General features: G+C 62.0%; 11 protein-coding genes and 1 tRNA gene. 7 read left to right on the top strand and 5 right to left on the bottom strand.

The window, feature by feature from the left end:
* Window positions 1-386 precede the first annotated feature (386 nt).
* The 3 genes from JW929_11960 to JW929_11950 form a co-directional block, all read right to left on the bottom strand.
* Window positions 387-1817, bottom strand: coding sequence for an aspartate ammonia-lyase (locus JW929_11960; protein MBN1440114.1), 1431 nt, complete (start codon window positions 1815-1817; stop codon window positions 387-389).
* 102 nt (window positions 1818-1919) lie between these two features.
* Window positions 1920-2315, bottom strand: a complete 396-nt coding sequence (locus tag JW929_11955; protein ID MBN1440113.1) for a ferredoxin family protein — start codon at window positions 2313-2315, stop codon at window positions 1920-1922.
* A gap of 77 nt (window positions 2316-2392) precedes the next feature.
* A complete protein-coding gene (locus tag JW929_11950; protein MBN1440112.1) occupies window positions 2393-3001 on the bottom strand; it encodes a superoxide dismutase in 609 nt (202 codons plus the stop codon).
* Window positions 3002-3668: 667 nt separating this feature from the next.
* On the opposite strand from JW929_11950, the gene JW929_11945 reads away from it, so the two are divergent.
* Complete coding sequence (locus JW929_11945; GenBank protein ID MBN1440111.1) at window positions 3669-4010, top strand: hypothetical protein; 342 nt, start codon at window positions 3669-3671, stop codon at window positions 4008-4010.
* 484 nt (window positions 4011-4494) lie between these two features.
* On the opposite strand, the gene tilS is transcribed toward JW929_11945, so the two are convergent.
* Both tilS and JW929_11935 read right to left on the bottom strand, forming a co-directional pair.
* On the bottom strand, window positions 4495-5901 hold the full coding sequence (gene tilS / locus JW929_11940) for a tRNA lysidine(34) synthetase TilS (protein MBN1440110.1): 1407 nt from the start codon (window positions 5899-5901) through the stop codon (window positions 4495-4497).
* Between the two features lie 52 nt (window positions 5902-5953).
* Window positions 5954-8494 (bottom strand): DNA topoisomerase 4 subunit A, encoded by a 2541-nt coding sequence (locus JW929_11935; GenBank protein MBN1440109.1) that lies wholly within the window; start codon window positions 8492-8494, stop codon window positions 5954-5956.
* A 139-nt stretch (window positions 8495-8633) separates the two neighbouring features.
* Here JW929_11935 and JW929_11930 point away from each other — a divergent pair.
* The 6 genes from JW929_11930 (at window position 8634) to secF (ending at window position 14156) form a co-directional block, all read left to right on the top strand.
* Window positions 8634-8715 (top strand) — tRNA-Leu (locus tag JW929_11930).
* A gap of 67 nt (window positions 8716-8782) precedes the next feature.
* Complete coding sequence (gene tig / locus JW929_11925; GenBank protein ID MBN1440108.1) at window positions 8783-10111, top strand: trigger factor; 1329 nt, start codon at window positions 8783-8785, stop codon at window positions 10109-10111.
* A gap of 25 nt (window positions 10112-10136) precedes the next feature.
* Entirely contained in the window at window positions 10137-10787 is a 651-nt protein-coding gene (locus JW929_11920) for an ATP-dependent Clp protease proteolytic subunit (protein ID MBN1440107.1), read from the top strand.
* 15 nt (window positions 10788-10802) lie between these two features.
* A complete protein-coding gene (locus tag JW929_11915) occupies window positions 10803-11642 on the top strand; it encodes an HAD-IIA family hydrolase (GenBank protein ID MBN1440106.1) in 840 nt (279 codons plus the stop codon).
* A gap of 73 nt (window positions 11643-11715) precedes the next feature.
* Complete coding sequence (gene secD / locus JW929_11910) at window positions 11716-13221, top strand: protein translocase subunit SecD (GenBank protein ID MBN1440105.1); 1506 nt, start codon at window positions 11716-11718, stop codon at window positions 13219-13221.
* Window positions 13218-14156 carry a protein translocase subunit SecF gene (gene secF / locus JW929_11905; GenBank protein ID MBN1440104.1) on the top strand — a complete coding sequence of 313 codons (939 nt, stop codon included), beginning with the start codon at window positions 13218-13220 and terminating at the stop codon, window positions 14154-14156. The genes secD and secF overlap by 4 nt, the downstream gene beginning before the upstream one ends.
* Window positions 14157-14262: the final 106 nt, after the last annotated feature.

The following is a 14262-nucleotide window of genomic DNA, read 5'->3' as shown; positions in this document are numbered from 1 at the left end:
TATCCCCTGGCCCCTTCCCCCTCTCCTGGCATAAGTCAGGAGAGGGGGAAGGGGTTGTGGGGTTGGGGGTGAGGAAAGGGCAGGGACCGGGGGCTGAGGAGATACATTTTTTTATTTGCTCAGCCAGTTGTCGTCATGCCGGCACCCGCCCGCGGCGCGTTCTTCGCCGGGGGTGAAATTAACCAGCATCCGTTAAATCTTCAATAAATACTGGACCCCGGCTTCGAACCCCGCTTCCCTCGCTTCCCCCGCTTCGCGAGGGCGGGCGCGAGTGAGCCACGCCGGGGTGACGGACAAAACCTATTACACCGGTGATGTTATGCTTAGATTATTCTGTCGAAATAAGCTGCCTGAGCAGTTGCTTTCCTTTTTTTCATTATCGTTCGCTATAGAATCCCCCCTTCGGTCATCCGGTGCACGTTGCCCAACGCCGATTCCACCTCCGCGCACGTGACCGACCGGCCGAGATCCTTATGGTTGAGTTTGGAGGCCGCGGCCTTTTCGAGCGCCAGTTCCCGAATCGAACGGTTGGCCGCGGCGGCCTCCTTCACCAACTCCGCCGCCGCCAGGTAGCCGATTAACGGATTGAGCGCGGTCGCGACCGCCGCATTGCGCGACAACCAAGCTTCGACCTTCGGCGGATTTGCCTGCAATCCGCGGACGCCCCTTTCCGTAAACGCGCGAACCGATCCGATCGTCACCTGCATCATCTCGAACAGGTCGTGGGCGATGATCGGCATCATCACGTTCAATTCCAGCTGTCCGGCCTGGGAAGCCAGCGCCACCGCGGTATCCAGCCCGATGACGTGGTACATCGCCATGTTGAGCATCTCGGCCATCACCGGGTTGACCTTGCCCGGCATGATCGACGAACCCGGCTGAACCGGCGTAAAGCGGATTTCGTCGAGTCCGGAATTCGGCCCGGAGGACATCAACCGCAAGTCGTTGGCGATCCGCGTCAGCGTGAGGGCGAGGGTGCGGATCGCGGCCGAAAATCCCGCGAAGTCCGCCATCGATTGCATAGATTCGAAGAAGTCATCGGTTACGCGCAGTGGCCATCCGGTTTCTTCCGCCAGGCGCTGCACCATCCGGCGGGGATATTCGGGATGTGCGTTTAAACCGGTGCCGGTCGCCGTTCCACCGATCCCCAGCCGGTGGAGCGGCCGGGACGCCTCCTCCAGGCGTACCCGATCTCCGGCCACCGCCCGGGCATACCCCGAGAATTCCTGTCCCAGCCGCACCGGAACCGCATCCTGCAAATGGGTCCGACCGGATTTCACCACCCCACCCCATTCAGCGGCTTTTTCGGAGAGCGCCCGGTCCAAACCGTCGACGACGGATAATAATTCCGCGGTCCTCCATAGGATGCCCAGCCGGATCGCGGTGGGGATCACGTCGTTGGTGGATTGCGCCATGTTGACGTCGTCGTTCGGGTGGACGAGGTATTGTCCGAGCGCACCGCCCAACAACTGGGTGGCGCGGTTGGCGATTACCTCATTGGCGTTCATGTTGTGGCTGGTTCCGGCCCCGGCCTGGATCGGATCAACCACGAATTCCAAATCCCACTTGCCGGCGGCCACCTCGGCGGCCGCCCGGGCGATGGCGGAGGTTTTTTCCGCGCCGAGCAAACCCAAGGCGCCGTTTACTTCGGCCGCGGCGCGTTTGATCATCGCCACCGACCAGATGAACGCCCGGTACGGGCGCTTTCCGGAGACGGGAAAATTCTCCATCGCGCGCCGGGTCTGCGCCCCGTACAGCGCGCCGGCGGGGACTCGCACGTCTCCAAGCGAATCCCTTTCGATCCGGGTTTCCTCCATGCCCTCCTCCAAAACCGGAAACAGCCGACCCTTAGGGTTGCTTGATTCCTAAGGGTCGGACGTCCCCAAAAAAACGGTCTGTGCGTAGATCGCGCGAAGCAACTACTTCGCCGAGTGGCCGGGGCCTTCTTTGAAGAACTTCGCGTTCCAGGCGGCGTCCGGTGTCAGATCCACTTTTTGGCCGGCCGTGAGCACCACCGTGTGCTCCAAATGCACGGGCTGTTTGTAGTGGTCGGTGCCGTCGTAGGCGGCGGTGCCTTCCGGACGGGAGAGGCGCTGGCCTTCTTTGGCAACGTGGGCGGAAGGAACCTCGCTGTCCGGGAAGATCGCCTCAAACGGGCATTCCGCCACGCAGGCTCCGCAATCGATGCAGGTGTCCGGATCGATGTAATACCAGGGCCACTGGGTTTCCGGCTTCCCGGGGACGATCGCCTCCACCGGGCAGACATCTTTGCAACCGCCGTCCCGCAGACACAAGCTGGTTATGACATGTGGCATAGGATTGCTCCTTTGGATAGTAGGTGGACCATGCAAGCGGCGGAAACGCTTTCCGCCGCCCCAAATGAACCGTCGGATCAGATCTTCCTCAGCGCGGCGGAAAGGCGGGCGGCCGCCTCCGTCCAGTTCACCACATTCCACCAAGCGGCGATGTACTCCGCCCGGCGGTTTTGAAACTTCAAATAATACGCGTGTTCCCAGACATCGACCGTCAGGATCGGAACGCATCCCCATTGGGTGAGATCCTGATGCTTTTCCGCAGTCAGGATCTCCAGCTTGCGTCCCAACGGCGAAAGCGCCAAGACCGCCCAGCCCGAACCCTCCACCGCCGCCGCCTGGGCGGAAAACTGCTTGACGAAGGTGTCGTAGGATCCGAAATCGCCTTCCAACTGCCGCAGGAGTTCTCCCTCCGGCTTTCCGCCCCCTTTTCCGCTCGGAGCCATGGTCGCCCAATAAAGGGAGTGCAGGATGTGTCCCGAGCCATGGAAAGCGAGTTCCCGAGCCCAGTGCTTGGCCAAAGCGAAATCCGATTTCGACCGCGCCTCGGCCAGCTTGGCTTCGGCATTGTTCAACCCATCAACGTAGGCTTGGTGGTGTTTGTCGTGGTGCAGCCGCAGGGTTTGTTCGTCGATGTGGGGTTCCAGGGCGTTGTAGGGATATGGAAGCGGGGGCAGTTCGTACGGCATGGAAATCGCTCCTTTCTGCGTGTCATCTTCTCCGCACGAGACACAACCGATGAATGAAAATGCTGATTGAATATGGATTGTAGCTTTCATCAAATGGCTTGTCAAGAAAACCGGATAAATCCGGTGGTTTTTTGATCCCCACCTTGGCTCTCGTATATCCGGAGCCATTGGCGCGCTCTACCGCGTTCCCACCACCCCTCCACCCGGCGGCAGGAGCCGGATTTTCTTCATGCGGGTCCTGGCGCATTTCCGAGAGGTACCATCCCCGATTTCCTTCCGAGGCCTGCGGGCGGCGTGATCCGGGGCAATCCCGCCTGCCGGCATGGTTCGACCGCCGAGATCAAAGGGGAAGCGGATCGTGCTCGGCCGGATTTGCATTTCTGGTAATTTTGTGTATATTGGAAAAGAATAGGAGGCATTGATGTCCGCGTTTTCTTGGAGATGTCAATACTGCAGCTGGGCATTTCAGATGAGTCCCGATACGGTGGCGTCTGCCCTCGCCGCCGCGGACGCCACACAGGCCAGGCACCACGTGGAATACTGTCCACGGTGCCGCAGGGCGCTGAAAATTCCCGTGGATCAATTGCGCCATCATGCACCCGCAAGTGCCCCGTCCGCCTCTCCGGCCCCCATTCGCAGTCTACCCATTCAGGAGGACCAGAAGCCTATGACAGACATACCTGCTCCTTTTCCGACAGTCGAACCGACTGCTCCGGAACCGGCTCCCGAGCCTGTGCCGGCACCTGTGATAGAGCTCCCGGCTTTCGAAGAACCGGCGGGTCCGCCGGAACCCGCCAAGAAGGCGAAGAAAGCCGCCAAGAAGCCGGTCAAGCGTGCTAAGAAACCCGCAAAGAAATCCGCAAAGAAAACCACAAAGAAAACAGCAAAGAAGACCGTCAAAAAGGCCGCCAAGAAGATCGCCAAGAAATCCGCCAAAAAGGTTAAGAAAACCGCCAAGAAGGCCACCAAGAAAACCGCAAAAAAGGCTGCGAAGAAAAAGAGAAAGTAAGGCGGAAAAACACCTTATTGAAGGATCGATCCTTCGGGACAGCGCGGTATACCAAACCGGGGTGACGGATTGGGCAGAATTCGCACCCCGGTTTTTTTCGTCATTACAGTCTTCTTTACCCTTCCACAAGGCCGTTATTTATAGGAAGAAAATCGGTTTTCTTTTCCCCCTCATCCCATCCTCCCGTCCCTGCAGTCCGGGACAAGTTCTCCCAGTCCATCTCTCGAGATTGATGGCTGAAAGGAATTTCTTTCTTTCGCTTTTGCGGGGCTGGGAAGCCGGTCCCGGCGCAAATTCGGGAAAGGTGCCCGAACCTGTCCCGGAGCGCCTGTCCCGAGGGCCTGTCCCGAGCGGAGCAAGTGAAAGCGAGGGAAAGCGACGGGAGGGCGGATGAGGGAGAAGCTGAGTAGATGCCTCTTTTACACGATTTTTGCATGGAAATAAAAAGCCTGAGGAAGCACCTCGTTTCTTGACAAGCGTTTGCCTAGCTTCTTTCCACATGAATTCTGATTGATTTCGGACTCCCTGCAGACGAACCAACTTCCGCTTTCAACCGAAAACCCGGGATCCAGATAATGCCATCGGCGTCACAAACCAACGGCCACCGGTCGCGCTCGCCCAACCCAAGGTGATGGGAAGCCAGGAAATCGTTCAATTTTACGGGGCCGGGCATTCCCGCCGGCGAGAATCTATCCCCCGCCCGTCTTCTGCGCAGCGTCAACGGCGGCTTCAGCCGCCCGGCATCGAGCCACACCGTCCACGGATCAGGAGCGGAGCAGGATTCTCCCTCTCCCAAGGAAACATCAAAGGTCCAATCGGGAGCCCTAGTGGAAATGGATCCCGGAATGGGAAGCTCCGATCCGTCCCAATCCGGTTCCGACGGCGCGGCGGGTTCCGCCCGAAAAACCAAATCCCCGGCTTCCACCGAAACCTTTACGCCCAACGCCAAATCTATTCGGCGCGAGGCGCTCGGACTCCGCTGAAACGCAACGGCTTGTTCGACATGCCGGTGCGCCAGATCCGCAAGCTTCCCCCTCAACTCATGAACGGCGCGGCGCACCAGCGCTTGTTGAAGCGCGGGATGGGCGTCCGCAAAAACGGAACGCGGAATGCGGACGACCCCTGCATCCCGGATGGACGCCGACCGCCTCCAAATTTCCTCCGTCGCCCGGTCGAGGTAGTCCTCCTGATCCTGGGCGATTTCGGAAAGCCGGAACAGCCGCTCCACAACCGAACCGTTGTAGGTTTTCAACAGCGGCAGCAACTCCAATCGGATCCTGTTGCGGGTGAAGGCCGGATCCAGATTGCTGGAATCCTCCAGGGGGACCCACCCTTCGGCGCGGCAATAATCCGTCGTTTGGCGGTGCGTCAGGCACAACAGTGGACGGACGATTCGCAGGGACTCCCCCGGCCGCCCCGGAACCGATGCGACGGGCCGAATGCCGCCCAAGCCCCGGATTCCGCTTCCGCGGAGAAGATGCAATAGAACCGTCTCGGCCTGATCGTCCATGGTGTGTCCGACGGCGATCACCGCGGCCTGAATTTCCCGTCCTGTGCGGTTAAGGAATTCGTAGCGCAATCCGCGGGCCGCTTCCTCCAGATTCATCCGCTTCTCTTCGGCATGCCGACGGACGTCTCCCCGGCCGAGCGTAAAGGGAATCCCCAGGGATTCGGCGGTGCGGCGGACCGTATCGGCTTCCGCCCCGCTTTCCGGCCTCAATCCGTGATCGAAGTGGGCGATGTGAAGCGGGTAGCCGAGGCGGTCCAGCACCAGCAACAGGCATAGGCTGTCCGCTCCCCCGGACACTGCGGCAAGAATCCGCCCTCCCGGGTCGAAGAGGGCTTTGCGCCGGATATAGCGTTGTACGATCTCGAGGATGTCGGCTGGCATTTTCGTCCGCTCCCGGCCTGTCATTCCCCCATGCCGGATTCGACGGCTCCTGTCACTTCCTCTTCTTCTTCCTGCTGGGCGAGGTTTTTTTCGCCGGTTTCCGGCGGCCTTTTTTCGGCTTCTGCGGTTTGGCTTTTTTCGGAACGGGAGGCGCTTTCATCCGGATGGGGATTACCGCTTCCAACGCACCGGAGGTTTTGCGCGGCAGAATCAATTTGCCTGCTCCGGGCCGACCGCGCCTGGGGATGTCCTCCAGCGCGACGACGCGGGTCTGCCCATCCTTCCAGATCAACGCCAGCTTATCCTGCGGCGCCGCCGAAAACCCGCCCAACAACTCCGTTTTCGCGCCGCTTTTCCAGGTCGCTACTCCAACTCCGTACCTCGCCTGGACGGGATATTGGAGGACGGGCGTTCGCTTCGCCTGTCCTCCCGCCGAGACCAGCAACAGATCTTCCTTCCCGGCGGGCGCCGCCGCAGCGACAACGCGTTCGTCCGGCCGGGTGATCCGGATTCCCATCACCCCGGCGGCCCCCCAGCCGGTGGGGCGGATCTCTTCTTCGCGGAAGCGGATGCTCCGTCCGGCGCTGGTGGCCAAAAGAATATCATCCTTGCCGGAGAGGACCAGCGCCCAGCCGACCGTATCCTCCGGTGCTACTTTCATTGCCTGCAGAACCTGCGAGGAGGAGCCCGGAAGCTCTCGGCCCGAGGTTTTCTTCAGCATCCCCTTGCGCGTGGCCAGCAGGATTGAGCGGGGATCCTCCGCGCCTTGCAAATCGGCCGGCGTCACTGCCAGTCCGGCGATCACCCGGCTGGGGGGTTCGAGTGCGCACAGGGTGGAGAAGGGGACTCCGCCGGCCGGATCCTCGCGGGCGGGAATGGTGTGGACCGGGATCGAGGCGGAGCGCCCCTTTTCCGTGAACAGGTAGAGGATATCCCGCGATCCGGCGCGCAGGACGAATCTCGGCGGCCGTTTGGCGAATGACAGCGGCGGCTTCACCCCCGCTATCCGCGAGATCTCGCCGCCCCGCAATAGCACCACCCACGATTCGGTCGCCGGCGCGGCCGCCTCCGCCGTCACCGGGGCCTCCTTTTCGGATTCCCACCCCCGGACGATGATGCTTCGCCGCGGGTCGGCGTATTGCTTCTTCACCCTCTGGAGATCGTCGATCAGGACCTGCCGCAGAAGCTTCGGCGAAGCGAGGATTTTTTCAAGCTGTACGATCAGGGCTTTCTTCTCTTTATATTCCAATTCGATCTTCTCGCGCTCAAGGGCGGCCAGCCGCCGGAGGGGCATATCGAGGATGGCCGTGGCTTGGAGCTCGCTCAGCCTGAAGCGCTTCCGCAGTTTCGCCCGCGCCTCGTCGGCGTCGCGCGCCCCGCGGATGAGCCGGATGACCTCGTCGAGGTGCTTCAGCGCCGTGCGCAATCCCTCGAGGATGTGGGCCCGTTCCCTGGCACGTTCCAGATCGTACGCGCTCCGCTTGCGGATCACCTCCAGGCGGTGGTCGAGGAACACGCGCAGGGCCTGCTTCAGCGTCAGCATCCGCGGCTCGTTGTTCACCAGCGCCAGCAGGTTGACGCTGAAGGTCGTTTCCATGGGGGTTTTCTTGTACAGGCTGCGCAGGACCTGCCGGGCGTCCGAAGTGCGCATTAAGTCGATCACCACCCGCATTCCGCGGCGGTCGGATTCGTCCCGCAAATCCGAGATTCCCTCGACCGCGCCGGTCCGCACCAGGTCGGCGATCCGTTCGAGCAAGGCGGATTTGTTGACCTGGTAGGGGAGCTCGGTGATGAGGATCCGCGACCGTCCGCGGGTGGTCTCCTCGACGTGGGTCCGCGCCCGGACGGTTATTCGTCCGCGGCCGGATCCGTAGGCCGCGGAAAGGCCCTCCTCGCTCCCGGCCGGATCGAGAATCAATCCGCCGGTCGGAAAATCCGGTCCGGTGATGTGCCGGGTGAGTTCCCCGACCGAAATCTCCTCCAGCCGGCTCCACGAGCGGAGCATGAACACGAGCGCATCGCACACCTCCCCCAGGTTGTGGGGCGGGATGGAAGTGGCCATGCCGACCGCGATTCCGGTGGCGCCGTTGACCAGCAGGTTCGGCACCGCCGCCGGCAGGACGTCCGGCTCCTGCAGCGATCCGTCGAAATTCGAAGCGTAACGGACCGTGTCCTTCTCCAGATCGGAAAGGATTTCCACCGAAATCGGGGCCAGCCGGGCTTCGGTGTAGCGCATGGCCGCCGGCGGATCTCCGTCGACCGACCCGAAGTTCCCCTGTCCGTCCACCAGCATGTAGCGCATGGAGAAATCCTGGGCCATGCGCGCCATGCTTTCATAGACCGCCATATCGCCGTGCGGATGGTATTTGCCGAGCACTTCCCCGACGATACGGGCGGATTTTTTGTAGCCGCCGGACGGGGCGAGGCTCATGTCGTTCATGGCGTAGAGGATCCGGCGCTGAACGGGCTTCAACCCGTCGCGGGCGTCCGGCAGAGCCCGCGCCACGATGACGCTCATCGCGTAATCCAGGTAGGATTGCTGGACCTCGCGGTCGATATCCACTTTTCGGACGGTGCCAGGAGTCTTTTTCACGATCACCTCGCAAGGATGGGATGGCGGAGTCGGAAACGCGCGGGGGAATGGGATTCCGGCGGGGGAATGATACGGGATGCGTCGGGGCGTGTCAACGCATCTTCCAGGATTTTCCCCCCCGCGCTATAATCGCGGGGCCGGGGAAGTGCTGGAACTGGCAGACAGGCATGACTTAGGATCATGTGCCGCAAGGCGTGAGGGTTCAATTCCCTCCTTCCCCACACCGTCCGCGCCGTCTCCGGCCGGCGAGTCCGCGGCATCTTTCTCCCGAGGAAGGAAAACGCTTTCATGAAGATCCAGGTTGACCAAAAAGAATCCTGCGAGGCCGTGGTCACGGTCGAACTCGATCCGTCCGCCGTCGAATCCGCCATGCAAAAGGCCGCCCGGCGTCTTTCGGAGAAGAAAAACCTGCCCGGTTTCCGCAAAGGCAAAGCGCCCTACTCCCGGATTCTGCAGGTCTGGGGCGAGGAGGCGATCCTCGACGAAGCGCTCGATGCGCTCGGCCCCGAGGTTTACCGCCGGGTTCTGGAGGAGCAGAAGATCGAGCCCTCGGCGGCGGGGAGAATGCATCGGATCGTCTCCCGCGACCCGCTCACGCTGGAATTCCTGGTTCCGACCCAGCCGGTCGTCGAGATCCGCGATTACCGCTCCGTCCGCGTGCCCTACGAAGAGCCCGCCGTCTCCGAGGAGGACGTGGAGAAGGCGATGGACGAATTGCGCCAGCCGCAATCCATCCTGATGCCGGTCGAGAGGCCGGCGCAGAAGGGGGATGTTCTTTCGGCGGACGTCCAGGCGGGGATCCTTGCCGAAAACGGGAAGATCCAGCCGCTGGAGATCGACGGCGAAACCAACCCGCAGGATCTGGAACTGGACGACAACCTGGGCGGGATGTTCCCAGGCGCCGGCCCGGAGCTGGTCGGGATCCGCGAAGGGGAAACCCGCACGGTCTCCATCCGCTTTCCGGACACGTTTCCGATCGCCCGGTTGAAGGGCTTGCAGGCGCAGATCACCGTCAGGTGCCTGGGGGTGAAGATCCGAAAAATCCCCGAATGGAACGACGACTTGGTTCAGTCGGTGAGCGTGTTCGCCACGGTCGAGGAACTCCGCGAGGAAGTCCGCAAGCGGCTGAAGATGCAGGCCGAGGAATCCAAGGAGGAGGAATACGCCGACGCCGTCATCGACAAGATGGTGGAAGGGGCGAACATCGTCTTCCCGCCGGCGCTCCTTGAGGAGGAGATCGACGACGAAATCCAAACCCTAGGCCGCCGCCTTGAGCAGCGCCGGGCCTCTCTGGAGGTTTACCTGCGGACGCTTCCCGAAGGGCTGGACGGTCTGCGCAAGCAACTGGAACCCAACGCCCGCCGGAAGCTTATCCGGCGCCTGCTGCTGACCGAGTTAGTGAAGCGTGAGAAACTGGAACCGTCCGACGCAGCGGTCGAGGCCAAGCTCAAGATGTATCAATCCCTTTACGCCCAAAGCCCGGGAAAAACGAAAAACAACCCCTCCGTCGAGGACACCTTTCGCCGGTTGGCCTCCAACGACGTCATGTCGCGCCTGATCGTCCAGCGCGTCGTGGCGATCGGCAAAGGCTCGGCGCCCGAGCTGCCCGAATCCTGACATTTGTCTCCCTGGGAGGATCCCCATGAACAACCGCACGCCGTCTTTGGAAGGCATTCCGATCATCGTCCCCCACATCGTCGAATCCAACGCCCGCGGCGAGCGTTCCTACGACATTTTCTCGTTGCTGTTGAAGGAACGGATCATTTTTGTCGGGACACCGATCAGCGACATGGTCGCCAACCTGATCGTCGCCCAGCTGCTGTTCCTCAACCACGAGGATTCCGAACGGCCGATCCACATGTACATCAACAGTCCGGGCGGGCAGGTGTACGCCGGGCTGGCGATCTACGACACGATGCAGCAGATCCAGGCGACCAATCCGATTTACACCTATGCGATCGGGGTGACCGCCTCTTTCGGCACGGTCCTGCTGGCGGCCGGGACCAAAGGATTCCGCTATGCCCTGCCACACGCCACCATCCATGTGCACCAACCGCTCGGCGGTGCGCAGGGTCAGGCGACCGACGTGGAGATCGCAGCCAAGGAAATCCTGCGGCTGCGCGGCGCGCTGAACCAGATCCTGGTCAAACACACCGGCCAGTCCCTCGATGTGATCGAGCGGGACACCGACCGCGATTTTTACCTGGACGCTTCGGCGGCTGTCAAATACGGGTTCGTGGACAAAGTGATGACCATGGATTCCTCCGAGGAGTCGGGCAAGGCTGCGAAGTAGCCGCCTTCCACTCCCATGCCTCCGGCGAAACGCGTCCCGCTCTCGTTCCTGCGCGGATTGATCCTCGACATGGACGGAGTCCTGTGGCAGGGCGAGACCGCCCTCCCGGGGCTCCAGGATTTCTTCCGTTTCCTCAACGAACAAGGCATCCGCTTCATCCTGGCCACCAACAATGCCAGCCGAACCCCCGTCAGCTACAGGCAGAAACTCGAACGGCTTGGCGCGCCGGTCGGCGAGGATCAGATTCTCACTTCGGCCACGGCCACCGCGGACTATTTACAGCGGACTGCTCGGCCCGGGGAGAAGGCGTTTGTGATCGGGGAGGAAGGGTTGATCCGGGCGGTGGAGTCGGCCGGATTGCGCGTCGCCGGCGCCGATTCGGTCGACGCAGAATACGTCGTCTGTGGAATGGACCGCGGCCTTTCCTGGAACAAACTCGCCTGCGCCACGATCACCATCCGCAACGGCGCGGCCTTCATCGGCACCAACGGCGACGTCACCTTCCCCACGGAGCGGGGAATCGCCCACGGCAACGGTGCGATCTTGGCGGCGCTCGCCGCGGCCACCGGCGCGCGGCCGAAAATCATCGGCAAACCGTCGCCGGCGATCCTGCGGATCGCCGTGCGGCGGCTGGGGCTCCCCAAGGCGCGGATCGCCGTGGTTGGCGACCGGTTGGAAACGGACATCCTGGGCGCTCAAAACGCCGGGCTGAAAAGCATCCTGGTCCTGACCGGGGTCACGCGGCGGAAGGAATTGCGGAACAGCCGAATCCGGCCGACTTGGACGGCGGCGGATCTTCCCGGCTTGATGGCGGCTTGGCGGGGCGGCGGGAAGAAACGCCCGCGGGTGATATAATGTCCGAGTCTGCCTCCAGGGTTGACAGGCGGTTGCGCCCGGGCAGATATTTTGCTGTTTGGAGGTTGCACGGATGAGCCGGTTCTTCACCTGGATGATCGTCGGGATCATGTTCGTGGCGATCCTGGTCGTCAACATCCCCCAAAACATACTGATCTTCGGCCAGGAAACCCGCATCCGCCAAGGCCTGGATTTACAGGGCGGCCTGCAAATCCTGCTCGAGGCCGATTTGCCGGCGGACCAAGCCGTCCCCGAGAATTCCATGGAAGTCGCCGCGAATGTGATCGACAACCGCGTGAACGCGCTCGGGGTCAGTGAGGCCGTCGTGCAGGTTTCCCTGCCGCGCAGAATCGTCGTCGAATTGCCCGGCTACGACAATCCGGAGGAAGCCCGCAAGCTTATCCAGAACACGGGCCTTTTGGAATTCGTGGCCACCGAATTCCTGATCGAAGCCGACACCACCATCGCCACCGACTACCTGACGTCCTCGGATCCGGCCGCGGCTGAGAGCGGCGCGCCGACCGCGGTGTTCACGCCGACCCTGACCATCACCCCGATTCCCACCGTCACCCCCACCTTCAGCTTCGTCGTCATCGCGACGGAGGAGGGAGCGGGATCCGGCCCGGTCCTGCCGCCGACACCCTCCCTGGCTCCCACCGCCGTTCCGGGTACGGTCTACCACACCATCATGACCGGCGCGGACCTGCAAAGGGCCGAAGTCGGGATGGATCCCACCGGGCAACCAAGCGTGGACTTCCTGCTGACCGACGAGGGCGCTAAGAAATTCGCCGAATACACGACCAACCATGTCGGCTGGTATCTGGCGATCGTGCTCGATAAAAAGGTGATTTCCTGCCCGACGGTTTCGGAACCGATCCTGGGAGGCAGCGGAACGATCTCCGGGCAATTCACCGCCGCCGAAGCCAAGCAGTTGGCGATTCTCCTCTCCTACGGCGCCATGCCCGTCCCGTTGAAAATCGTCCGCGAACAGATCATCGGGCCGACCCTCGGACAGGATTCCCTCCGCCGTTCGCTGACCGCGGGCGCCATCGGTCTGCTCGCGGTCGTGCTGTTCATGCTGCTCTACTACCGGCTGCCCGGAGCGCTGGCCGATGTGGCGCTCGTGCTGTACGCTTTTTCGAGTTTGACGATCTACCGCCTGATCCCGGTCACCTTCAGCCTGCCCGGCATCGCCGGGTTCATCCTCTCGGTCGGGATGGCCGTCGACGCCAATGTCCTGATCTTCGAGCGGATGAAGGAGGAATTGCGTTCCGGAAAGGTTCTGCGCGAAGCGGTGGACATGGGCTTCTCCCGGGCCTGGCCGTCGATCCGGGATTCGAACATCTCCACCCTGATCACCTGCCTGATCCTGATCTGGTTCGGCGGCACGTTCGGCGCGAGCATCGTCAAGGGCTTTGCGATCACCCTGGCCGTCGGCGTGCTGGTCAGCATGTTCACGGCGATTCTCTTCACCCGCAACCTGCTTCATCTCGTCCTGGACCGGGTGGATTTTTCCGAACGCCATTCCTGGTTTGGCATCGCGGACGAACCCCCCTCGCAAACGGAGAATTCGGGATGAACATCATCGGCAAGCGGTACTGGTTTTTCGGCCTTTCGCTGTTAATCATCATCCCGGGGCTGGTCGCGTTGGCGATGGGCGGGCTGAAGCCGTCGATCGATTTCACCGGCGGAACGATGATGGAATATGTCTTCGCCTCGGGCAACGCCCCTTCGTTGGATGAAATCCGGAGCGCCTTGGGCGGCGTCACGGTCGCCGCGACGGGCGAAACACTTGAGAACGTCCAGATCCAGACCCTGGGCACCGACAGAATCGTTTTGCGGGTAAAGCAAATCGACGAAGAGACCATTCAACGCATCACCGCCGTTCTCGATGAAACCTTCGGCGGAGCCACCCTCGACGTTAAGGACAACGTGGGCGCCTCGGTCGGAGGGGAAGTCGCCCAGCGCGCGGCGGGCGCGGTCGCCCTGGCGGCGATCGCGATCGCCCTCTACGTTTGGTTCGCCTTCCGCAAACTGCCCAACGCTTCGCGCTACGGCATGGCGGCGGTCTTTTCGCTGCTGCACGACGTCCTGGTGCTGCTGGGCTTGGAAGCCATTCTCGGGCTGTTGTTAGGCTGGGAGGCGGACGCCCTCTTTCTGACGGCCGTCTTGACCGTGATCGGTTTTTCGGTTCACGACACGATTGTGGTGTTCGACCGGATCCGGGAGAACCGCGCCCGGTACAGCCGGGCCCCGTTCGACAGGGTCGTCAACCACAGCATCGTGCAAACCCTCGACCGCTCGATCAACACGACCCTGACGGTGCTTTTCACCCTGCTGGCGATGGCCCTGTTCGGCGGATCGACCACCAGGCACTTCATCATCATCCTGCTGGTGGGCATGGCCAGCGGCTCCTACTCCTCGATCTTCAACGCCGCGGCGATTCTGGTGGTCTGGGAAAACCGCGAGTGGGAAACCTGGTTCTCCAGGAATCGAAAGCCTTCGAAAGCGTAATTCCCCGGAAAGGCCGCTTCAATCTCGAAAACGCGCCGGCGCCCGTGTTCAGGCGCCGGCGCGTTTTCTTTTCACGGCGTTCAGATCCACGAAACGCGGACCGCCT

Source organism: Anaerolineales bacterium (assembly GCA_016928575.1).
In the GTDB taxonomy this organism is placed as follows: domain Bacteria; phylum Chloroflexota; class Anaerolineae; order Anaerolineales; family RBG-16-64-43; genus JAFGKK01.
Note: the sequence above shows the minus strand (reverse complement) of the source record. Positions and strands in the feature narration are given on the sequence as shown.